16 protein-coding genes are annotated in these 21,266 nt (G+C 72.1%); 9 read left to right on the forward strand and 7 right to left on the reverse strand.

All coding sequences use genetic code 11. The features are described 5' to 3' along the window. The first annotated feature begins 2 nt into the window (after positions 1–2). The 4 genes from ABT006_RS30740 to ABT006_RS30755 all read left to right on the forward strand — a co-directional run bounded on the left by ABT006_RS30740 (position 3) and on the right by ABT006_RS30755 (position 6,342). Positions 3–1,304, forward strand: a complete 1,302-nt coding sequence (locus ABT006_RS30740; protein WP_350711971.1) for an MFS transporter — start codon at positions 3–5, stop codon at positions 1,302–1,304. Positions 1,305–1,666: 362 nt separating this feature from the next. Then, positions 1,667–2,875 (forward strand): SGNH/GDSL hydrolase family protein, encoded by a 1,209-nt coding sequence (locus ABT006_RS30745; RefSeq protein WP_350711972.1) that lies wholly within the window; start codon positions 1,667–1,669, stop codon positions 2,873–2,875. Positions 2,876–3,109: 234 nt separating this feature from the next. After that, on the forward strand, positions 3,110–5,071 hold the full coding sequence (locus tag ABT006_RS30750) for a YncE family protein (protein ID WP_350711973.1): 1,962 nt from the start codon (positions 3,110–3,112) through the stop codon (positions 5,069–5,071). Positions 5,072–5,193: 122 nt separating this feature from the next. After that, the gene (locus ABT006_RS30755) at positions 5,194–6,342 is read left to right on the forward strand and encodes an acetylxylan esterase (RefSeq protein ID WP_350711974.1); all 1,149 of its coding nucleotides are present in this window, start codon (positions 5,194–5,196) and stop codon (positions 6,340–6,342) included. A gap of 175 nt (positions 6,343–6,517) precedes the next feature. Here ABT006_RS30755 and ABT006_RS30760 read toward each other — a convergent pair whose 3' ends face one another. Further along, a complete protein-coding gene (locus ABT006_RS30760) occupies positions 6,518–9,205 on the reverse strand; it encodes an AAA family ATPase (RefSeq protein ID WP_350711975.1) in 2,688 nt (895 codons plus the stop codon). Positions 9,206–9,303: 98 nt separating this feature from the next. On the opposite strand from ABT006_RS30760, the gene ABT006_RS30765 reads away from it, so the two are divergent. Continuing rightward, on the forward strand, positions 9,304–9,714 hold the full coding sequence (locus tag ABT006_RS30765; protein WP_350711976.1) for a hypothetical protein: 411 nt from the start codon (positions 9,304–9,306) through the stop codon (positions 9,712–9,714). Between the two features lie 152 nt (positions 9,715–9,866). On the opposite strand, the gene ABT006_RS30770 is transcribed toward ABT006_RS30765, so the two are convergent. Continuing rightward, positions 9,867–11,066, reverse strand: a complete 1,200-nt coding sequence (locus tag ABT006_RS30770) for a citrate/2-methylcitrate synthase (RefSeq protein ID WP_350711977.1) — start codon at positions 11,064–11,066, stop codon at positions 9,867–9,869. A 68-nt stretch (positions 11,067–11,134) separates the two neighbouring features. Here ABT006_RS30770 and ABT006_RS30775 point away from each other — a divergent pair, with 68 nt between their 5' ends. Beyond that, a complete protein-coding gene (locus ABT006_RS30775) occupies positions 11,135–12,268 on the forward strand; it encodes a citrate synthase (protein ID WP_350711978.1) in 1,134 nt (377 codons plus the stop codon). Between the two features lie 58 nt (positions 12,269–12,326). On the opposite strand, the gene ABT006_RS30780 is transcribed toward ABT006_RS30775, so the two are convergent. From ABT006_RS30780 to ABT006_RS30800, 5 genes are all read right to left on the reverse strand, one after another. Beyond that, the gene (locus ABT006_RS30780; RefSeq protein WP_350711979.1) at positions 12,327–13,574 is read right to left on the reverse strand and encodes a vWA domain-containing protein; all 1,248 of its coding nucleotides are present in this window, start codon (positions 13,572–13,574) and stop codon (positions 12,327–12,329) included. Next, the gene (locus ABT006_RS30785; protein ID WP_350711980.1) at positions 13,571–14,833 is read right to left on the reverse strand and encodes an AAA family ATPase; all 1,263 of its coding nucleotides are present in this window, start codon (positions 14,831–14,833) and stop codon (positions 13,571–13,573) included. The genes ABT006_RS30780 and ABT006_RS30785 overlap by 4 nt, the downstream gene beginning before the upstream one ends. Positions 14,834–14,898: 65 nt before the next feature. After that, positions 14,899–16,296, reverse strand: a complete 1,398-nt coding sequence (locus ABT006_RS30790) for a hypothetical protein (protein ID WP_350711981.1) — start codon at positions 16,294–16,296, stop codon at positions 14,899–14,901. A gap of 154 nt (positions 16,297–16,450) precedes the next feature. After that, positions 16,451–17,122 carry a hypothetical protein gene (locus tag ABT006_RS30795; RefSeq protein WP_350711982.1) on the reverse strand — a complete coding sequence of 224 codons (672 nt, stop codon included), beginning with the start codon at positions 17,120–17,122 and terminating at the stop codon, positions 16,451–16,453. 35 nt (positions 17,123–17,157) lie between these two features. Continuing rightward, complete coding sequence (locus ABT006_RS30800) at positions 17,158–17,547, reverse strand: HEAT repeat domain-containing protein (protein ID WP_350711983.1); 390 nt, start codon at positions 17,545–17,547, stop codon at positions 17,158–17,160. An 871-nt stretch (positions 17,548–18,418) separates the two neighbouring features. On the opposite strand from ABT006_RS30800, the gene ABT006_RS30805 reads away from it, so the two are divergent. The 3 genes from ABT006_RS30805 to ABT006_RS30815 all read left to right on the forward strand — a co-directional run bounded on the left by ABT006_RS30805 (position 18,419) and on the right by ABT006_RS30815 (position 21,187). Then, entirely contained in the window at positions 18,419–19,396 is a 978-nt protein-coding gene (locus ABT006_RS30805) for a S41 family peptidase (RefSeq protein ID WP_350711984.1), read from the forward strand. Positions 19,397–19,495: 99 nt separating this feature from the next. Continuing rightward, positions 19,496–20,569 carry a CapA family protein gene (locus tag ABT006_RS30810; protein ID WP_350711985.1) on the forward strand — a complete coding sequence of 358 codons (1,074 nt, stop codon included), beginning with the start codon at positions 19,496–19,498 and terminating at the stop codon, positions 20,567–20,569. Positions 20,570–20,683: 114 nt separating this feature from the next. Beyond that, complete coding sequence (locus tag ABT006_RS30815) at positions 20,684–21,187, forward strand: hypothetical protein (protein WP_350711986.1); 504 nt, start codon at positions 20,684–20,686, stop codon at positions 21,185–21,187. Positions 21,188–21,266: the final 79 nt, after the last annotated feature.

The following is a 21,266-nucleotide window of genomic DNA, read 5'->3' on the forward strand; positions in this document are numbered from 1 at the left end:
CGATGCGGCTGTTCACCGTCTTCGTCGTTGGCTACTCGGTCTCGACGTTCGGCAACTTTCTCAACCTCGTCGCCCTCAACCTGTACGTGTATCACCTGACGGGTAGCGCGCTGCAGACCGGGCTGTTGATGGCGACCCGGCTCGCCGCCGGTTTCGTCGTAGCGCCGGTGGCTGGCGGCCTGGTCACCCGCTTCGACCCCAGAACCGTCATGATCGTCACCGACGTCGCACAGGCCCTCGCGATGATCGCGCTGCTGGCCGTGCCGGCAGCCGGGCACCCGCAGCTCCTCTACGCCGTGGCCGTGGTCCTCGGCAGCGGCAACACGATCTTCAACGTGGCGCTGCGGACGAGCGTGCCAGAGCTGGTGGGCGACGCGGAGCGGTTACGGGGCAACGGGTATCTGCTGACGGGAAGGTCAGCGGCGACGGTGCTCGGCTTCGCCTCGGCCGGCCCGATCATCGGCGAGTTCGGGTTCCTTCCCGCCTTCGCGGTCAACGCCGGAAGCTTCCTCGTCTCCGCGGTCGTCCTGGCCTGTCTGCCGCTGTCGTTCCGCAATGCCGTTGCCGCGTCGACGGCGCGGAAGTCCGTTCGCGAACGGGCCGGGCTGGGCGCCGTCCGGATGCTGCTCGCCGGGTCGCCTGTCCTCGCGGGCATGGTGGCGTTACGCGGTGTGGACGCCTGGGGATCCGCGTCGCACAACGTAGCCCTGCCGGTCTTCGCGAATGTCGTGAACCCGGGCAACCCGGCGGCGCTGCTCAGCCAGTTCTGGGCCGCCTGGGCCTTCGGCACGCTGCTGACGCACCAGATGGTCTCGTTGTGGCTGAAGCGTACCGGCCGGTCACTGGATGAGCGGACGTTCGCCGTGGCTGCCTGTGTGATGTCACTGGCGTTCGTGGCGGCGTTCACTGGACCGCCTGTGCCGCTACTGATCCTGGTGGCGCTGGTCGCCGGGTTCGCGGACGGGTGCACCGAACTGGCGTACTCCACCCGCCTGCAGGCCGCGCCCGCGCAGGTACGTGGGCATCTGTTCGGGATCTCCGCGACGGCTGAGACGCTCGGCTTCGCAGTCGGCATGCTGGCCAGCGGGCTCGTGCTGGAGCGGGCCTCCCCGATGCCGGTGGTCGCCCTGTTCCATGGCACGGTAGTCGTCACCGCCGGCGCGTTCCTGTTGCTGACCGTCACCAGGTGGCGAACCGTCGATCGGGGCGCCCCGCCGCCGGCTGACCGCACCGCGGATGATCAGAAACCGGACCTGGATGTCCTCGCGAGTTCGTCCCGTGGCCCGCACGACGACCGCACGTGAGCGGGACCCTAGCCGACACCTACGGCCGGCCGGAAGGTTCGACGTGCGGAAATCGAACAGTGGAAGCGGAACGGCCGCCCGATCGACGATCGTGCGGCCGTTCCGGCGTCCGGTGCCCCCGCTTGTGCCACCACGGGAGTGATCTACGACGTGCCCATGACGGCGTGTTGTGGGTGGCGGCCCCACCGGGCGTGGTCGCTCGCCGCGCGTCGCCTACCACTCGACTTCGGCAAGGCGCCGCTTGCCGCCCGCCACCGCCCGCTCATCGCCTCGATGGCATCCATGCCCTTCACTCGCCGGGAGTGCCGGCCTAGCGTGCCGTAACCGGTGCCTTCGGGCGCAACAGCCGCAGAGGAGCCAAGATGGCGCAACCATCGATCAGCCGCAGGCGGCTTTTCCATCTGGCCGGGGTCGGGGGCGCGACGCTGGTCGCACCCGCCGTGCTCAACCAGCCAGCCCATGGTCAAGCTGCCCCACCATCCGCCACGCAGACTCGAACAGCCGCCAGCCATTCAACACTCACCACGATTGATGCAACTCCCACCATTGAGAACGGAATCGCCTGGTACGACGTCGCCCAATGGGGCGTGGAGGGCAAGGGCTGGCAGGACACGGAGCGCTTCTATGACCGCCTTCCCGCCAGAGCGAGATCAACGGTCCGATCGGCGGTGTGGGATCTGAGCCGTGACTCCGCCGGGATGTTGACCCGATTCGAGACCGACTCGACTGTTTTCCACGCCCGTTACCGCTTGGACTCGTCAGCACTGGACATGTTCCACATGCCCGCGACCGGGATGAGCGGCTTGGACGTCTACGGGCGAACCAGCTCGGGTGTCGACCGCTGGCTCGCTGGGACGAAACCGGCGACGCAGCTTGTGGAGCAGCGTCTCGTGAGCGGGGTCGACCCTGGTCGCCGGCTCTACACTGCCTACCTTCCGCTCTACAACGGCGTCGAGTTTCTCCAGATCGGCGTGGATCCGGGTGCCTCCTTCCAAGGAGTGCAACCGCGCACCGAACGGCCTGTGGTCTTCTACGGAACCTCCATCATGCAGGGCGGGGTTTCGTCGCGCCCCGGCATGTCGATCACCGCGATCCTCGGCCGGCGCCTCGACTGCCCGACGATCAATCTCGGCTTTTCCGGCAACGGCACGATGGATCTGCCAGTCGGCGAACTGATGACTGAAATCGACGCGTCGGTCTATGTGATCGACTGTCTTCCCAACATGACTCCGGCCATGGTTGCAGAGCGTACCGAGCCGCTCGTTCGCCTGCTCCGCGACGCACGACCTGACACCCCGATCCTGCTCGTCGAGGATCGGACCTACGCGAACGCCACCTTCGTCGAGTCGTCCCGGCAGCGGCACGCCGGCAGCCGCGCCGCCCTGCACGCCGCGTACATGAACCTGCGCACCTCCGGCGTCAAGCATCTGTTCCGTCTCGAAGGCGACAACCTGGTTGGCGACGACGGAGAGGGCGAGGTGGACGGATCGCACCCCAGCGACCTCGGGATGGTCCGTTACTGCGATGCCTACGAGCGGGTCCTGCGGCCCATCCTGGCCGTGGCGCGGTGACGCCCACCGTGGCCGAGGACGGCGACGGCCGTTCGGTCGCGCCCGGCGCCGTCGTGGTCATCGACCTGCGGACCGGTCGCGCGTCGGCGGGTAGCGCAGCGATTCGGGCCGGTTGTGCCGGGTTGTCGCCCCCGGTCGGCGCCCTGCCGCCCGACGGCGCGGACAGATCCTTGACGGCCCCCAGCACCGTGATTAGGGTCCGGGCCGTAATGACATAGACGAACGGAGCCCACCATGCCCCTCAGCCGTCGTTCGCTCCTCGCGAGTAGCGCCCTCACCGGCGCCGCACTGGCAGTCGGCCACGGGGCGGTGGCCGGCCCGGCCATGGCCCAGGGCGACCAGGAGCTCACGCCGACGAGTTTCGGTCCTGCCTCTTTGACCGCTGCCGTCCGGGGGGCCGCCGTCATCGGCGACAGCGTCTTCATCACCTCCCGGTTCAACACGCCCGAGGGGAAGATGCGGCTGGGCGAGTTCGACGTCAACACCGGCGAGACGCGCAGCATCGACGACCTCACCATCCCGAGCAACGGCGGGCAGAAGCTCGCCGCCGACGGCCGGTACGTCTACATCGGCCCCGCCGGCAGCGCGTACGTCTACCGGTTCGACCCGCAGACCAAGGAGCTGGTGGCCTGGGCGCACGCCGGAGGAAGCACCACCTGGTACTACGACATGGTCGTGCACGGCGAGCACCTCTACATCGGCACGTACCCGGACTGCACCGTCAAGCGGATCCGCCTGGCCGACGCGACCGTCGAGACGTACGGCCGCATCTCCACCTCGCAGTACGCGGCGGCCGTGGCGGTCGACGACGAGTACGTCTACGGCGGGTCGGCCGCTCCCGGCACGCTGCTGGCCTGGCCGAAGGCCGGCGGCGCGCCCACCAACCTGACCCCGCACCTCAGCTCCTCCCCGGTCGGCATCCTCGACATGACGGTCTCCGACGGTGTCGTCTACGTGGCCAGCGGCCGGCAGCTGATCTCCTTCCACCGCGACGGCTCCAACCGGGTCTCGCGGGACATCCCCGCCGAGGACCGCTACGTCGACCAGGTCACCGTCGGCAGCGACGGCAAGGTGTACGCGCTGACCCGGCTCACCACCAACCTGTACGAGGTCACCGCCGACGGCCTGGTGAAGGTCGGCCAGCCCCTCGCCGACGTGGAGAACGCGCTCCTCGCCCCGCTGCCCGGCGGCGCCCTGCTCGGCGTCAGCGGGCTGGGGCACGTGTGGAAGACGACGCCGGGCGGCACGGCCAGCGTGTGGCAGACCGCCACCCGGGGCTTCGGCTACCCGGAGACCATCCAGTCGATGATGCGGCACACCCGGGGCACGATCTGGGTCGGCGGCCACTACGCGATGACGGTGCACCGCACCGAGGCCGGCACCAACGACCGGTTCGACATCAACGGCGAGGTCAAGGCGATGGCCGAGGGCCAGGCCGGCGTGGTCTACGCGGGCCTGTACCCGAGCACCCAGATCGTGGCGGTCGACCCGGACAACTACCAGATCAAGGTGCTGGGCCTGCTCGGCAACGAACAGCTGCGCACCAAGCGCATCTTCGTGGACCGGCCGCGCAACCAGCTCGTCGTGGCGTCCAGCCCGCAGACCACCAAGCACACCGGCGCGCTGACCTTCGTCGACCTGGCCACCAACACCTTCGACTCGCACCGCGAGTTCCTGCCCGAGCAGAGCGTCATGGACGTGGTGGTGCAGGGCACCACCGCCTACATCGCCGGCGACACCTACGGCGAGGGCGCCACCGGCCCGATCCGCAAGGTCGCGCAGGTGGCGGCCGTGGACATCGTCACCCGTACGCTGCTGTGGCGCGAGGAGATCAAGCCGGACTGGCAGTCGTACGAGAGCCTGCACGTGGTGGGCAACCTGCTCTACGCCATGGGCCGGCGACCGCGCGGCGCCTGGTTCGCCTACGACCTGCACACCCGCACCATCGTGATGGAGGGCGACCTCGGCGGGTACGGGCAGTTCAACGGGGTCGACGGCCGGGTGTTCTCCTGGGTGCACTGGACCCTCGACATCTGCGAGCTGCCGACCGTCCCGGGCGGCGCGGTGACCACGCTGTACGACAACGTGCCGCGCGGCTGGTACAACAACCCCTCGTTCCACTTCACCCCGGACGGCAAGGCGACCTGGGGCATGCACGGCATGGATCTGGCCCGCTTCCCGCTGCCCAAGAAGTAGTCCGAACCGGGCAGGTAGGCCGGCCCGCCGACCGGACGCGACCCGGTAGGCGGTGTGGTGGATTGGCCCGCCGGATCGCGGCGGGCCAATTCACCAGAGGTTGCAATCTGGACGGAGACCTGTTGCGGCACGAACGCCAGAACATCGACATCGACCCGGCGCTACCGCACGTACCGGACGGCGTCCGGCACACCGACGCCCGCCAACGTGCCGCCGTTCGGTTCGCGCACGACTTCCCCTTCGACCCGAGCTACGGTCACCGCCTCGACCAGTTGCTCCGCATCCCGGCGCCAGCCGCACCCGCCGACTTCGACGAGTTCTGGCGCTCCCGATACGACGCCGCGCGGCGGGTCGCGACGGAGCCCGCCATCGGTCCCCTGGAAGAGGAACGCGACGGCGTACGAATCTTCGGAGTGACCTACTCTTCCGTGGGCGGCGTCCGCATCGGTGGTTGGCTCGTGCTGCCTGCCGAGTCGGCGGGGCCGACCGCCAGCGGCGTCGAGCACGGGTTCGTCATCGGCCACGGGTACGGCGGCCGTCAGGAGCCGGGCCCCTCGGTGCCGCTGCCGTTGCCCCGATCGGCGGCGATCCTTCCCTGCGTACGCGGCATGGGCGCGCGCAGCCTGCTGCCGGGCGTACCCGACCACGCCGACGGGCACGTGCTGCACGGCATCGACTCGCGTGACCGGTACGTCATCGGGGACTGCGTCGCCGACCTGTGGTGCGCCGCGTCGGCGCTGTTGCACCTGGTGCCGAGCCTCGACCTGCCCGCTGGCCCGCGCCTCGGCTATCTCGGCGAGAGCTTCGGCGGCGGCCTCGGCGCCCTGGCCCTCCCCTGGGACGACCGCTTCGCCGCAGCCCGCTTGACCGTGCCCACCTTCGGCAACCACCCGCTGCGGCTCACCCTCCCCTGTGTGGGCAGCGGTGAGTCCGTCCGCGCCTACCACCGTGAACACCCCGACGTGACGCAGGTCCTGCGATACTTCGACGCCGCCACGGCCGCGACGAGGCTGCGCATCCCGACCCTGGTCGCGCCCGCCCTCTTCGACCCCGCCGTGCCGCCGCCGGGCCAGTTCGCCGTGCACAACGGCCTGGCCGGGCCGCGCGAGCTGCACGTGCTGACCGCTGGGCACTTCCCGCACGCCGACAGCCAGACCGAGTACGAGGAACTCGTCGCGGCGAGCCAGCGCTTCTTCGGACAGCACCTCGACGACGGCTGCGGCGACCAGGGCGGCCCGGCCGCCGAAGGCGCCGACGAACCACAGGTCTGACGGCCGGCACCGGCGCAGAACAGGATCCCGTCGCTACGCCGAACCGTCGCCGATGGGCTGACGACGGCGTACGGCGACCAGTCGACGCTCGCGGCCGTCGGCCGACCATCGGCATGAATTGCGTCATTGCCGGCGTACGTTGGACGATCCTGGCGGGAGCCTGTTGCCGGGACCCTCAACTCCGCGCCGACGACGACCCGGCGATGGAAGCCAGTTGGGCCCGCGAGGTGATACCCAGCTTGGGAAACGCCTTGTAGAGGTGGTAGCCGACGGTCCGCGGGCTGAGGAAGAGCCGGGCGGCGATGTCACGGTTGGAAGCGCCGGTGGCTGCCAGCCGCACGACCTGGCGTTCCTGGGGAGTCAGCACGCTGAGCGGATCGTCGGCCTTGCGGGGCGCCGCCGGCACGTCCCCCGTCGCGCGCAGCTCCGCGCGAGCCCGCTCGGCCCACAGCCGCGCACCGAGCCGGTCGAAGGTGTCCAGCGCGTCGCGCAGTTGCGTACGGGCATCCGCCCGCCGCCGTGCCCGCCGCAGCCACTCGCCGTAGGCGAGCTGCGTCCTCGCCTGCTGGTACGGCTGAACGTCCTGCTGGTGAAGCCGCACGGCGTGCGCGAAGTGTGCCTCGTTCTCCTCGACGAGGGCCCGGCACCGCAGTGCGATCGCGTCCGACGACGGCTGGCGGACGTGCCGGGCCCAGGCCAGACACCGGGCGAGCGGCTCCTTCGCCCGCTCGGCCTCGCCGCTGCGGACGGCTGCCTCCACCTGATCCGCGGCGCTGAGGAGAGCGATCCCTGCCGAGGGGATGGCCGCCAACTGCCGGAGGGCGGCGGCCGGACGACCCAGGCCGAGTTCCAGCATGCCGAGTGCCCAGCGTCCGATGTCCGCCGCGAGGACCAGTCCCTGCTCGCCGGCTCCCGCTATGCCCTCCTCGGCCTTCGCGCGGCACTCGTCGACGTTCCCCTGCTGCGCGAGCACCCAGGCGAGCGAACACGTGAGGTGGCTGACCCGAGGCTCGTGGCCCAGATCCGCCGCCAGCCGCAGGCCCGCGTTGAGGGACGTCATGGCCTCGCCGTACCGGCCGAGCCACCCCTGCGCGAGTCCGTGGTCGTTGAGCGCGAAGGCGAGCCAGCCGATCATCCCGTTCTGCTGGCAGTCCGCCACGACGCGGCCGGTGATCTCCTCGCAGACGGCGGTGCGGCCCAGCGGAAGGCAGACAGCGGCGGTGAAGGTCAGTCCCGGCACCCCCAGCCCCGCACCCGGGTGTGCGTCGACGGCCTCGCCCATGAGCGTGATCCCGCCACCGATGTCACCGCCCAACAGGCGGCTGAGCCCGAGCGCCGCACCGACCAGCGGTGACCCGATCTCGGGAAGCGCGCGGAGACTCGCCGCGGCCTCCTCCGCCAGTCGGGTGTCACCGGCGAACCAGGCGCAGCGGATGGCCTCCACCAGCAACCAGGTGGCCCGCTCGGTGGAGCGGGCGGCCACGCGGGGGACGTTGTCCAGGAGGATCCGGCCCGCCGCGAGCGGTGTGCCCAACTCGAACTCCCGATGCGCGCGTACCTGGACCAGCGCGGCGATCATGTCCGGGTCGTCCACCTCAGGCGTCGCCCGGTCGGCGAGCGCGGCAGCGCGACCCGTCAGACCCGCGTCACTGGCGGCCAGCGCGGCGGCGGCCAGCCGTTCGGATCGTCGCACCGGGTCGGCGGTGAGTTCGGCGGCCCGCTCGTAGGCGGTCGCGATCGCGGCGTGGCCGCCCCGCGTACGTGCCCGTTCCGCCGTATTCTCCAGCTCCCGGGCGACGTCCTCGTCAGGGCCGAGCGTGGCGGCGGCCAGGTGCCACGTCCGCCGGTCGGCCGCGTCGACGGCGGCCGAGCGGGTGAGGGCGTCGGCGAGGGCTCGATGTACGGCGAGGCGCCGGGTCACCGGCGCGCTCTGGTAGGCGGCGGCCCTGATCAGGGGATGGCGGAATCCCACGGTCGCGCCCCTGATCTCGATCAGCCGGCTCCGCTCGGCCTCCTCGAGGCCGTGGAGGGAGGCGCCCGCACCCACCAGGGTGTCGAGCTCACCCGAGCCGTCCGCCGCCGCGATCAGCAGCGCGGTCCGGGCAGGCTCGGCGAGCGCGGCTATCCGTGCGTGGAAGGCTTCCTGGACCCGGTCGACGACCGGCATCGCGCCCACCGGCGGCAGTCGTCCCGCCCGCTGTTCGGCGGTGAGCGCGGCGGGCAGTTCGACGAGCGCCAGGGGGTTGCCGCCGGACTCCTCGATGAGGCGCTCCCGCACCTGCGGTGGAAGGTCGGGGGGAAGCAGGGCGGCAGCGGCCGCGTCGTCCAGCCCGCCCAGCCGGAGTTCGGGCAGCCCCGCGGCCGGAAATCCCGCGCGCGCGGCGAAGATCATGACGACGCCTTCGGCCTCGAGGCGGCGGGCGGCGAACAGCAGCGCGTCGGCGGAGGCCTGGTCGAACCACTGTGCGTCGTCGACGAGGCAGAGCAGCGCGCCGTCGCCGGCGAGGTCGGCGAGGAGGCTCAGCGTGGCCAACCCGACCAGGAACCGGTTCTCCGGGGCGGGGTCACCCAACCCGAGGGCACCGCGGAGCGTGGCGGCCTGTGCGTCAGGCAGTGCGGGGATCCGGTCGAGCCCGGCACGCAGGAGCAGGTGGAGTGCGGCGAAGGGCAACGTGGCCTCGGACTGGACACCGACGCCGCGTAGCACCCGCATGCCCTCCGCCCGTTCGGCGGCATGGTCCAGGAGCGCCGACTTGCCGATTCCCGCCGGGCCGCGGATGACCAGCACCCCGCTCCTGCCGGTTCTGGCCTCCGCCAGCAGCCGTTCGATGTCCGCCTGTTCCCCGGCTCGTCCGTGCAGCACGGTCAGGAACCTACCGTCACGATGACTGATTCGGCTCGGGGTGGATCTCCGTAGCGTCGTGCTCGCACGCACGTCACGACTACGAACGGAACTCCGACATGACCACCGTCACCAGTCCGGCCCAGACCGTCGCCGACACCAAGCTGCTCCGTTTCGCCCTCAAGCAGGACGCGATCGGCTCCGGCGGCAACGGGGTCGTGTACGTCGCCGCCGCCGTGATCTTCGGGGAGATGTTCGGCCTTCCCGCCGGCTTCCTCTACCCGGCCGGGGCGTTCCTGGTGGCCTACGCGGCCGCCCTGTTGTTTCTCGCCTCCCGGCCCGTGGTGAGCAGGGCCGCCGTGGGTGTGGTGATGGGTGCCAACGTCGCCTGGGTGGCGGCGAGCGTGATGGTGCTCGTCGCCGGTTGGTTCCCGCTGACCGGCCTGGGTACCGCGCTGGTGATCGTGCAGGCGGTCGTGGTCGCCGGCTACACCGCCCTGCAGTTCGCCGGTCTTCGCAGGGCCGTCTGAGCGACCATCCGGATCGCCCCGGGCCGCGACCGAGACCGCGGGAATCGGTCCCGCGCAGGGTGGCCACCCCACCGGGCGGCCACCCTGTCGGCGTCGGAGGGGACTCGACTTTCGTGACGTGCGGGGGCCAGGACGCTGCCGCACGTCGGAGTTCACGCCGACTCCGGTGACGGCCCGGTGTAGCCGCTACTCCACCGGAACCGGTTGCTCGGCTGCGCGTACTCCTCGACGACGTGCGCGATCCAGCCCGCCGTCCGGGCGACCGCGAAGATCACCTCCGCCGCGCCCGGGCCCATGCCGGTCGCGTGCGCCAACGCGGCGACGGCGAGGTCGACGTTGGGCAGGGCGCCCCGCCGCGCCGCCGTGGCGATCAGGTCGTCGACGGCCCGCCGCAGTTCGCCCCCGGTCGGCAGCTCCGCGACGAGATCGAGCAGGGCGGCTCCGCGCGGGTCGCCGTCCGGGTACAGCGAGTGCCCGAACCCGGGCAGCGCGCCGGTCCGCAGCCACTCGGCGATCGCGGCCGGTGCCCCGTCCCGCAGCGCCACCTCGATCATCCGGTGGACGCTGCTGCCGACGGCCCCGTGCATCGGCCCGTCCAGCGCGCCGAGCCCCGCCAGCACCGCCGCGTAGGGGTTCGCCCGGGTCGACGCCGCCACGCGTACGGCGATGGTCGACGCGGCCAGGTCGTGGTCGGCGAGCAGGACGAGGGCGGCGTTCAGCGCCCGGAGCCCCGCGGTGGAGGCCGGCGTGCCCGTCAGCCGCGGCCACAGGCGGGTCGCGAGGGCGTCGTCGGCGGGCGCCTCGCCCGCGAGGGGCAGCGCGTCGACCATGCTGGACAGCAGCGCGGGCGCGAGCGCCGTCACGGTGGCGGGCGCCAGGTCGAAGCGCAGCGGGTCCATCGCGGCCGCCACGGCGACGATCACCGGCAGCCGGTCGAAGAGCCGGGCCTGGGCCGGCAGGTGACTGCTCGCCCGCCGCGCCGTCTCGACGGTCTCGGCGGACGTCGCGAAGGGCTCCCGGCGCCGCTCGCCGGTCCAGAGCCACCGGGCGATCTCCTCGAACGGCGTCACGGGCGCGAGCTTCGCGGCATCCAGTCCCCGGTAGTGCAGCCGCCCGTACGCGATCAACGTGGTGGCGGTCCGCATCGCCGGCGCGGCATCGCGTTCCGGCCGGGTCGCCTGGGTGCGGGCGGCCAGCCGCTCGACGTCGGCCAGCCGGAAGCGGCTGGTCCGCTCGCCAGGAACCCTGACCCTGGCGAGCAGCCCCCGGCTGACGTACGCGTAGATCGTCTCCGGCTTGATGCGCAGGCGATGGGCCACCTCGGCGGTCGTCAGCAGTTGCTCCTCGGCCATGTGGCCATGGTCTCACGTTGACTGGATCAATGTTGACTGGCTCCGGCCGCCGGCATGACGCTGCCCGCATGGCTGACACCATCACCGCTCCCCGCGGGCTCGCCGGCGTCGTGGTCACCGACACCACCGTCGGCCACGTCCGCGGCACCGAGGGCTTCTACCACTACCGGCAGTACTCCGCCATCGACCTCGCCGAGCGCCGGACGCTGGAGGACGTCTGGGCGCTGCTCATCGACGGCTCCCTGCCCGTCGAGACCAAGGCGCTGCACGAGGAGATCGTGCCGTTGCGCCGCATCCCGCCCGCGGTCGCCGCCGCGCTGCCCGACATCGCCGCGGCGTCGACGTCGCCGGACCCGATGGGCGGCCTGCGCGCCGCGCTGGCCGTCGCCGGCCTCGCCGCCGGAGCCCGCCCGTTGTACGACACGTCGCCCGCCGAACGGCGGGCGCAGGCCATGGCACTCTGCGCGCTGACGCCCGGGCTGCTGGCGGCGTTGTACCGCCTGCGAGCGGGTCTGGAGCCGATCGGGTCGCGCGACGACCTGTCCCACGCGGCGAACTACCTGTACATGATCACCGGCGAGGAGCCGTCCGAACGTCACGCCCGGGCGATCGAGCGCTACCTGATCGCCACCGTCGACCACGGCTTCAACGCGTCGACCTTCACCGCCCGCGTCATCGCCTCCACCGGCGCCGACCTCTACGCCTGCGTCGGCGGCGCCCTCGGCGCGCTCTCCGGCCCCCTGCACGGCGGTGCCCCCAGCCGGGCCCTGGACACCCTCGACGCCATCGGCACGATCGACCGAGCCGACCCGTGGCTGCGCGAACGCATCCTCGGTGGCGAGCGGATCATGGGCTTCGGGCACCCGATCTACCGCACGGAGGACCCGCGGTCCCGCATGCTCAAGGGGATCGCCCAGGACCTCGGCGGGCCGCTGGTGGACTTCGCCGTGGCCGTCGAGGAGCGGGTCCTGTCGTTGCTGGCGGAGCTGAAGCCCGGCCGGGAACTGCACACCAACGTGGAGTACTACGCCGGCGTCGTCATGCACCTGTGCGGGCTGCCCCGGGAGATGTTCACGCCCACCTTCGCCACCAGCCGCGTCATCGGGTGGTGCGCGAACGTGCTGGAGCAGGCCGAGGACTCGAAGATCATCCGGCCGGACTCGCGCTACGTGGGCCCTCCCCCGCCGCAACCGGTGCCATGAGAGGCCGGTAGGTCAGGGGCGGGGTCGCCGGCAGGTCGGCCCCGTCACCCCGGTGGACTCACCGGGCGCCGGAGCCGATGTCGACCACTCGCGCCCAAGTGGGCGGCGAGTCGGGCACGTAGTCGGGGTCGTCCTCGTGCCACGACCGGGCCGGCCCATGCCGGGGAAACAGTCCCACCACCGTCCGACACGGTGGTCGCCTCGCCGGCCAGGGCGTCTGCCCGTCGGTCAGGACCACGACGACGTCCGGTCGGGGCCGGGCGCGCAGCGCCCGGGCGAAGCCCGTACGCAGATCCGTCCCTCCGCCGCCCAGCAGCGGAATGTCCTCGGCGCGGCACAGCGGATGCACGACCTGGGCCGCGGCGTCGCACGGAAGCACGCTGACCAGGTCGCGCCGGCCGCCCACGGCGTGGGAGATCGCGGTGACCTCAAGCAGGGCGCTGCCCAGTTCGGCGTCGCTCACCGACCCGGACGTGTCGATGACCACGCACACCCGAGGGGGCCTGCGTCGCAGGCTCGGCAGGATCGCGCCGGGCACCCCGGCGGAGCGCCGCGACGGCCGGCCGTAGGTGTAGTCCTCGCCGGCACCGGCGGCGGAGGCGGCCGAGCGGACCGCCGCCCCCAGCAGTTCCCGCCACGGTTGCGGCGGGTGCAGCGCCTTCTCCGCCCACCTCCGCCAGCCCTGCGGGACGTCCCCGGGCCGGCCCATGATGCCCTGCGCCACCCGGAACCGCACCAGGTCCCGTTCCTGCGTGCTGAGGCCGTGCGCGCCGTCCGGCCCCAGGTCCCACTCCCGATCCAGCCCGTCGGCGCCGCTGCCGCAGTCCAGCCAGACCAGCCCCTGCGTACGCGGCCCGAGCCCGAACTGCCGCAGGTAGTCCTCCATCAGCTCCCCCTCGGGCAGCCCCAACAACCCCGGCTCGACGGCGCCTTCGGGTCGGGCCAACCCCTCACCGAACACGTCGTCGTTGATCTCGAAATCCGCGGCGATGTTCATCCGCAGCCGCTCCCCCGGCCCGACCAGCCCCCGTTCCCGCGCCACCCGGTCACCACGCCCGTGGTGGTCACGCAGCAGGTGCGAGACCTCGTGCACCCACACCCCGGCGAGTTCCTCCACCGGGGTACGGTCCACGAAGACGGGCGAGACGTAGCACCGCCAGTGCGGGTCCACCGCCATCGTCGGCACCCGCCGCGACTCCACCACGTGCAGGGCGAACAACGCCGTCGCCAAATAGGGCCGGACCCGGGCGGCGTGCAGCCGCGCGGCGAAGAGCTTTCCGAGGTCCAGCGTGCGCTCGGGGGTCATCGGCTGCTCCCCGCCGCCGCCACGACCCGGGCCGCCGCCTGGTCTGCGCGCCGGGACACCGACACCACCCCGGCGAGCCGCTCGACCAACGCCGGGACGTCCCAATCCTCCTGGCGCAGGGCGGCGAGTGTGGTGGCGGGAACCACCACCAGGTCCGGGGCTCCGGTTTCCAGCGCCCGCACCAACAGCGCCCACGCCGCGTCCCAGCGAGCCTTCTCCGGACGCCGGCGGACCGCCTCCACCACGCCGTCCAGCACGGCCTGGCGGAGGTCTCCCCGCTCGGGCAGGACGGCGGCCGCCGGGTCGGCCAGCAGCGCCTCGGGGGCCGGCAGGTCCATCCGATCCATGCTGGCCAGTAGCTCCAGCCCCGGGCCGTCCCCGACGGTGCCTCTGACCAGCAACGACAGCACGTCCCGCGAGACGCCCGCCGCGGTGGCGAAGGCGACCAGGCGCAGGGTCATGTCCCAGCTGCGGGGCGACGGCCAGGGACCACCCCGGCGGCCTTCGTTGCTCGGCAGCCGATGCACCAGCCCCGGGCGGGCGGTCAGGAACCCGCACACGGCGCGGCGGGCGAAGGTGACGGCCTCCGACAACAGCGCCGGGTCGAGCCGGGGCAGCGCCGCTCGGGGCCAGATCCCACCGAGGCCGCGTACGACGACGTCGTTGTCGTGGGCCCACTGGAGGTGGACGAACCGGTTGGCCAGGGGCGCGCTCAGCTCCCAGCCGTCGGCCGCCGAGGAACGCGGATTGGCGGCGGCCACGATCCGGACCCCGGGCGGCAGCCGCAGGGTGCCGATGCGCCGCTCGAGCACGAGGCGGAGCAGGGCCGCCTGGACGGCCGGCGGCGCGGTGGACAGCTCGTCCAGGAACAGCAGCCCCCGGCCGGCCCGCACCAGGCGCACGGCCCAGTCCGGCGGGGCCATCGGGACGCCCTGCGCCGCCGGGTCGTCGCCGACGATCGGCAGTCCCGAGAAGTCGGACGGTTCGTGGACGCTGGCGACAACGGTTGTCAGCGGCAGGTCCAGCGTCGCGGCGAGCTGCGTCAGGGCGGCGGTCTTGCCGATCCCCGGCTCGCCCCACAGCAGCACGGGCAGGTCCGCGGCCACGGCCAGCGTCAGGGCCTCCAGCTGGGTGTCGGGGCGGGGTTCGGTGGTGGTGGCGCCGAGCAGCGCGAGCAGTTCGGCGGCGACATCGAGCTGAGGAGCGTGGGTCGGCTCGATAGGGGCATCGGTGGACACGTACGAGGTCAATGCAGACATCTTCAATCACCTGTGGGAGTGGTGGCGGGTACGTGGAGGGCCGTCGGGTGGGACCGGCCCGGTGGTCAGCGGCGCGCCGCGTGGCGCGGGTGCGAGCGGTGGTCACGGGTACGGCGACAGTCCGCGCGGGCGGGGCCCGGTCCGGAACCGACGAGTCCTGCCCTGAACAGTCCGTACGTGACCCGCCGCAGGGCGGCCGTTTCCAGTTCGTCGCGCAGGTCGCCGCTGCGCAGCAGGGCGTCGGGCCCGAGCAGGGCCTCGACCACGGCGAGCGCACCGGCGGTGTCGCCGTGGTCCAGGCGTGCGCGGACGTCGGCGAGGCACTCCGGGGTGCGGTGCGCCTCGTCGATCGCGCGCAGGCAGGCGAGCGGGGTACCGGTCAGCGCGGCCAGCAGTTCCTCCCGGCGGATCTCGGCCGGGTCGTGGTCGAGCGGCACCAGCACCCCGTCGACCAGGCCGATCCGGTGCCGGGCTCCCCGACACTCCACGATGCGCGGCTGTCCCGGCTGGTCCGGAGCCGTCGGCGCTGTCGCCGCCGGACGGTCGGGCACCAGTGCCGACGCCACCAGCGGATGCAGCCGATCGGCATCGATCAGCCCGGCGCGAAGCAGGTCCAGGTCGGGCAGCACCCATGTCGCCGCGTCGGGCAGCACCGGCAGCGTGGCATCCGAGCCCGTCGCCGACGGCGCGATCCGCGCCTCGGGCCACCGGCCTTCCCCGCCTGTGGTGACGTCGAGGACCAGCCGGTTCCGGGCACCCAGCCGCACAGCGACGCGGCCGCTGGTCCGCCCCTCGGCGCGGAGCAGGAGCGCCGCCTCGGCCGCCCACCGGTCCACCGCGCATCCGCGCCCCCGCAGCGCCGCCCCGAACGGTTCAAGGTCCACCGCAGGACGCCCGTCGCCGGGCAGCCGATCCGCGCCCGACCGGGCCCGCAGCTCGTCGGCTCTGCGCGCGTCCCAGAGGTGGCGGTGCAGGTCTAGGCGGAACCGGCGGTCGGGTCGGGGGTGCGGGTGAGGACAGGATCGGTCCCCGGAGCGGGATCCGTCCCACAGCGCCAGGCTGAGCCGCTGACCGGCATCTGCCCACGCGGGTGCGGTCCGGGCCACGAGGTGCACGGTGCGGTCGCCGTCGTGGTCCGCCGGGTCGTACCGGGCCAGCGCGACGGTCAGGCCAGGACGCAGCAGCCCGTCGGGAGCGATCCGCGGCAGGTGCCAGCGCAGCAGGTCGGGAGCCAGATGGCGCAGGTCGGCCCGGACCCGGGCCGCGAGTTCCCGGCCATGGGTACGAGCAACGGAACGTAGACCGAAGTCGACGTCGACGCTGGCGGCGGCGCACGCCCCGGCCCAGTCCCCGACATGGCGACGAGCAGTCGCAGAATCGATCATGGAGGGCGGCACGGCGAACTCGCGCACGCGCAGCCAGAATGAAAGGCGAGAATCCGCGTTCGCGGCCCGGGAGTGCATCAGCACTCACCTTGCGCGGACGGGACCCCCAATCTACCGAGAGAGGTCATCATCGCGAGGGAGCATACAACGTCGTGGCATGGCGGCGCGGCACGTCGGTCGGTTTCGCATTGCGTCCACTCCGCCATGCTGGTGCGGAGGAAACCTCCACCGGTCAGCAGACCTCGGGAGACATGAGTGCCTCCGCAGGCTTGATCGTGATCGCCACGTTTCCACACCGGGACTCGGCGAGGACGAACATCAGCCCGTCCCGGTGGGCCGTCAGCCAGGAGTCGTCGTGAGTGACGACCCAGCCGACGGCGGGTAGCTCGGCACGGTAGTGCGCCGCCGCGTCGTCGAACGACACGTTCAGCAGAGTCGTGCCGCACCCGTGCATTCCGGTGCTCTCGGCGCCCGAGAAGCGCCAGGGATGCGCGATGCCGGCGAAGGCCGCCTGCACCGCGTGGACCACCGGCTCCGCCGGCGAGCCGGCGGTCTGCGCGCCGTCACAGGATGGCAGCCGTGGCAGTTGGTCGTACCGGGCCACGGCACCTCGTGCCCCGGCAACCAGCACACCGCCAACGGTTAGGAGAGCCGCGGCCACCGCCAGAACCCGTAGGAGCGCGGAGCGCCGGGCCAGCCCGAAGGCGGCTGCGGCCAGGGCGCCGGTCAGCAGCAGCGGCACGACGGCGAACTCGAGACCGTCCACCGCTCCCCTGGTCCAGGACCCGCTCCTGGTGCCGTACTCGCTCACGAACCCGAGGGTGGACAGCGCCGCAGTGGCCCCGACCACGGCGGAGATCCCCAGGAGAGCCACGGCGCCCAGCCGGGCTCTGTCGGTCGTCATGGACACACCCTCGGGCAGCCGGCGGTTCCTGTCCATCAGCGGTCCGGACCATCCCGGCGTTCTCTTTTCCGCTGCCACAGCAACCGTCGAGCCTCTCTGGTGTCCAGCAGTCGCAGGCCCCGTTCCGCCCAGGAGCTGATGGACTCGTCGTCGCTCAGCAGTTCCGTAGCCAGCAGGTCGAACGCCCGGGTTGAACGCGCGTCCCCGATCAGTTCCAACAGCCAACACCGCACGCCGTGGTCGGTCTCGCGGTCGAACGCGTCGATGAGTTCGTCGACGTGTTGGCCCGCCATGTCCCGCACCAGCGCGAACCCGTCCTCCGCCGCCTGCGGGTCACGGCTTCTCATCAGGTGCATGGCGCGGCCGAGGTTCCCGCTCGCCATCCGTATCTTTCGGGCACGCTCGCGCTCGTAGTCACCGCCCACCGGGACATCTAACCGCACGGTGGGCTGGGAGCCGTCCACATCGCTCGCGGTCCGTGATCTGCTCGCGGTGGCGTACGCGACCAGGACCCGAGGCCGGGCGGAGTCGGCCCGGCCTCCGTGTGCCGTCGGGGGTGGCGCTAAGGACGGTCGGCGTCGTCGCAGGGCGCGCCGACCGCCAGACGTACCTCGGCCTGTCGCCCACCTGAACGGACGAGCAGCGGAACGCAGGCCGCCCGCGCGACCCAGGTCCCGCCGGCGAAGGTCAGCCACTGACCCTTGCCGGCGGCAGGCGCGCAGGCGCTCACGTGCGCGGTCGCGGCGGGCGCCGCTGAGGGACCCCAAGCGATGCGGGCCCGGTCCTCCCAGCCGGGTGCGACCAGGAGGTCGACTTCTGTGCCTGCCCGCACCACCAATCCCCACTTGGCGAACCACCGTGCGGCGGGGTCTGCCTCCCCCGATTCCGCCACCTGGAGCACTCTCCCGGTCGGCACCGCCGCATCCCCCAGGACGATCCGGTACCCGTCGGGTGGCTGAGGCGAGACGGCGATGGAATCCGCACACGTCACCTGACCCGAGTCTGTGGACGTCGCGGGCGGCGCACCGGCGCCGGTGCTGGCCGAGGTGGCAGACGCCGATGCGGGCCGCGGACCGTCACGCTGACCCACGTCCCGGGCAGGCGTGCATGCCGTTGCGGACAGGACCACCGCGACGATGACGGACGCCTGAGCAAACCAACCCTTGCCCCACATGAGTCCATCCTGTCAGCCGGCGCGGGGGCGATGGGTACACGGATCTCGAACCCTCTTGGCGCGTGACTCGACTGCAGAAATCCTTTGCAGCTCCCCGCTGCTGGCCGGTAGCTTGCCCGCCGATGAGCAACGCGGACACGGTTTCCGGGGTCTTGGACCGCATCACTGCCCACTACGTCTTCCCCGAACGAGCCGCCGAGATGGCAACGGTCGTGCGGCGGCGTCTCGACGATGGCCGGTACGACGGGCTCCCGGGTCCGCAGTTGTGCACCACGCTCACCGACGATCTGCAATCGGTTTGCCCCGACCGTCACCTGCGTCTGATCTGGCACGAGCGGGCCCGGCCCGCCTGGGATCGGGCTGACGACGACGCCGGTGAGGTGGCAGCGCGACGGGAGCGGTACCGACTCAACGCCGAGGGCATCCACAGGGTCGAGCGCCTCCCGGGTAACGTCGGGCTGATCGAGATGCGCGGCGTGGGCGATCCGGCCTGGACCGCGTCGGCGTACGCGGCGGCGATGCAGCTCGTCGCGCACACGCACGCGCTGATCTTGGATATGCGCCGCAACAGTGGCGGGACGCCGGATTCGGTGGCCCTGTTCTGCAGTTACTTCCTGCCTGACAAGCCGGTGCACCTCAACGACATCTACGACGGCACGACCCGGCGCACTCGCCAGTTCTGGACGCTGCCTCACCTTCCCGCTCCGCGTTACCTCGACCGGCCGGTCCTTGTGCTGACCAGCGCGCAGACGTTCTCCGCCGGTGAGGAGATCTGCTACAACCTGCAGGCGCAGGGTCGGGCGACGCTGATCGGCGAGACCACTCGCGGCGGGGCGCACCCGTCGGACACCTACCAGGTGAGTCCGCATGTCGACGTCCGCGTGCCGTGCGCCCGCTCGATAAATCCCGTGACCGGCACGAATTGGGAAGGCACTGGCGTGAAGCCGGACCAGTCGTGCGATGCGGAACACGCGTGGGACATCGCGTACCGGGAGGCGCTGCGTCACGTGCTCGCCGCCACGGTTGACGTCGACAGCGAGCACCAGGTGGCGGTACGGGTCGAAGCTGAGCGTGCACTGGCCGAGCTGCAGCTTCCCTGAGCGTCCCGCTTGATTCTCTGGCGGCTCCCCCAAGCCAAGGCGCTTGAGCAACTTCGTCAAGTCGGCGCCGGGGCAGGCGCTGCGCCGTACGCTGCCTGGGTGAGACGGGCACGATCCCTCGTCGCGCTGGCGACGACCCTGACCGTGGCGCTGACCGCATGCCGGGTCGGGTCCGCACCGCCGGCCGGTGAGCCGGCCCGCTCCGCCGCGGCGGCGACGGCGTCCCCGTCGCGGGCCGGGCCGGCCGAGGTCACGTTGGCCTTCGCGGGCGACGTGCACTTCGCCGGCCGTACGGCGGCTCTGCTGGACGATCCGGCGACCGCGTTCGGGTCGATCTCGTCGGCGCTGTCCGCCGCGGACCTGACGATGGTGAACCTGGAGACCGCGGTCACCACGCGCGGCACCCCGGAGCCGAAGCAGTTCCTCTTCCGGGCTCCGGCGGGCGCGTACGACGCGGTGAAGGCGGCCGGGGTCGACGTCGTGTCGATCGCGAACAACCACACGCTGGACTACGGACGGGTCGGACTGTCCGACACCGTGGACGCGGCGAGGGCCGCCGGGATGCCGACCGTCGGGGCGGGCGCCGACGCGGCGGCGGCGTACGCGCCGTGGACGACCCGGATCGGCGGAACGCGGATCGCCTTCCTCGCCTTCAGCCAGGTCGACGAACTGTGGTCGCAGTGGCGGGCCACCGACGACCGTGCCGGCATCGCGATGACGAGGGACCTGACCCGGGCGGTCGCCGCGGTACGCGCCGCGCGCCAGCAGGCCGACGTGGTCGTCGTGTACGTCCACTGGGGCACGGAGGGGGACAGCTGCCCACCCGCCGACGCGCGCGCGTTCGCGGGTGAGATGGCCCAGGCGGGCGCCTCCCTCGTCGTCGGCACCCACGCGCACCTGCTGCTCGGTGACGGCTGGATCGACCGGACCTTCGTCCAGTACGGGCTGGGCAACTTCCTGTGGTGGCGCGACGACGCGTACAGCAACGACACGGGGATCCTGCGGGTCACCCTGCGCGGCGCGGAGATCGTGAAGACGGAGCTGGTGCCGGCGCTGATCTCCCGCCGCACCGGCCAGCCCCAGCTCGCGCGCGGCGACGACGCGGCACGCGTCCTCCGGGAGTACGCGGACCTGCGTGGCTGCACCGAACTCGCCGCGACCCCCACCGGATAGCGCGCCGGCAGGGCGGCACCAGCTCCTACTAGTCATGTCTATCGATGTCTGGTAGAAAACTTTCAAGGTCGGCCTTTCCCATCGCATAGATTCCCCACGCGAACGGAGAGAGCCATGTCGTCCACCCGCTCCCCCCTGCGCCGCCGCCTGCTCACCCTGCTGGTCGCTGTCGCGGCCACGATCGGGGCCGCGCTCGGGCTGGCCAGTCCGGCCTTCGCCATCAGCCACTCCAGCGCCACGTCGCAGCTGAGCGCCGCCGGCATCTCCTGGACCTCCAGCGGCAACTGCAGCGACCGCTACGTCTCCACCTGCACCTCGTTCGACGGCGTCCGGCAGGCCACCATCGACGGAATCATCACCTTCAAACGCGCCAGCGGCTGCGCCGTCACGATCACCGCCGGCACCGAGGTCGGGCACACCAGCGGCACCTACAGCCACTGGAACGGCTACAAGCTGGACATCGCGCTGAGCACCTGCATCCAGAACTACATCTCGGCGCACTACACCTACGTCGGCTACATCTCCGGCTTCGGCTACCAGTACCGGGCGCCCTCCGGCAACCTCTACACCAAGGAGGGCAGCCACTGGGACATCCTCTTCTACACCTGCGGCTGCTGAGGCAGGACGCGGGCGCCGCCGCCGGCCCCGCGGGGGCGCCCCCCCCGCCCCCCGGGCCACCCGCGGGCGGGTGCCCCCC

Source organism: Micromonospora sp. NPDC002717, assembly GCF_040295705.1.
In the GTDB taxonomy this organism is placed as follows: domain Bacteria; phylum Actinomycetota; class Actinomycetes; order Mycobacteriales; family Micromonosporaceae; genus Micromonospora.

Bases quoted from the DNA above. Each gene is read 5' to 3' on its own strand.
- ABT006_RS30770 (WP_350711977.1), bottom strand. From the start codon at position 11,066: ATGGCCGAGGAGCAACTGCTGACGACCGCCGAGGTGGCCCATCGCCTG.
- ABT006_RS30740 (WP_350711971.1), top strand. From the start codon at position 3: ATGCGGCTGTTCACCGTCTTCGTCGTTGGCTACTCGGTCTCGACGTTC.
- ABT006_RS30815 (WP_350711986.1), top strand. From the start codon at position 20,684: ATGTCGTCCACCCGCTCCCCCCTGCGCCGCCGCCTGCTCACCCTGCTG.
- ABT006_RS30745 (WP_350711972.1), top strand. From the start codon at position 1,667: ATGGCGCAACCATCGATCAGCCGCAGGCGGCTTTTCCATCTGGCCGGG.
- ABT006_RS30795 (WP_350711982.1), bottom strand. From the start codon at position 17,122: ATGACGACCGACAGAGCCCGGCTGGGCGCCGTGGCTCTCCTGGGGATC.
- ABT006_RS30750 (WP_350711973.1), top strand. From the start codon at position 3,110: ATGCCCCTCAGCCGTCGTTCGCTCCTCGCGAGTAGCGCCCTCACCGGC.
- ABT006_RS30780 (WP_350711979.1), bottom strand. From the start codon at position 13,574: ATGACCCCCGAGCGCACGCTGGACCTCGGAAAGCTCTTCGCCGCGCGG.
- ABT006_RS30765 (WP_350711976.1), top strand. From the start codon at position 9,304: ATGACCACCGTCACCAGTCCGGCCCAGACCGTCGCCGACACCAAGCTG.
- ABT006_RS30790 (WP_350711981.1), bottom strand. From the start codon at position 16,296: ATGCACTCCCGGGCCGCGAACGCGGATTCTCGCCTTTCATTCTGGCTG.
- ABT006_RS30805 (WP_350711984.1), top strand. From the start codon at position 18,419: ATGAGCAACGCGGACACGGTTTCCGGGGTCTTGGACCGCATCACTGCC.
- ABT006_RS30785 (WP_350711980.1), bottom strand. From the start codon at position 14,833: ATGTCTGCATTGACCTCGTACGTGTCCACCGATGCCCCTATCGAGCCG.
- ABT006_RS30775 (WP_350711978.1), top strand. From the start codon at position 11,135: ATGGCTGACACCATCACCGCTCCCCGCGGGCTCGCCGGCGTCGTGGTC.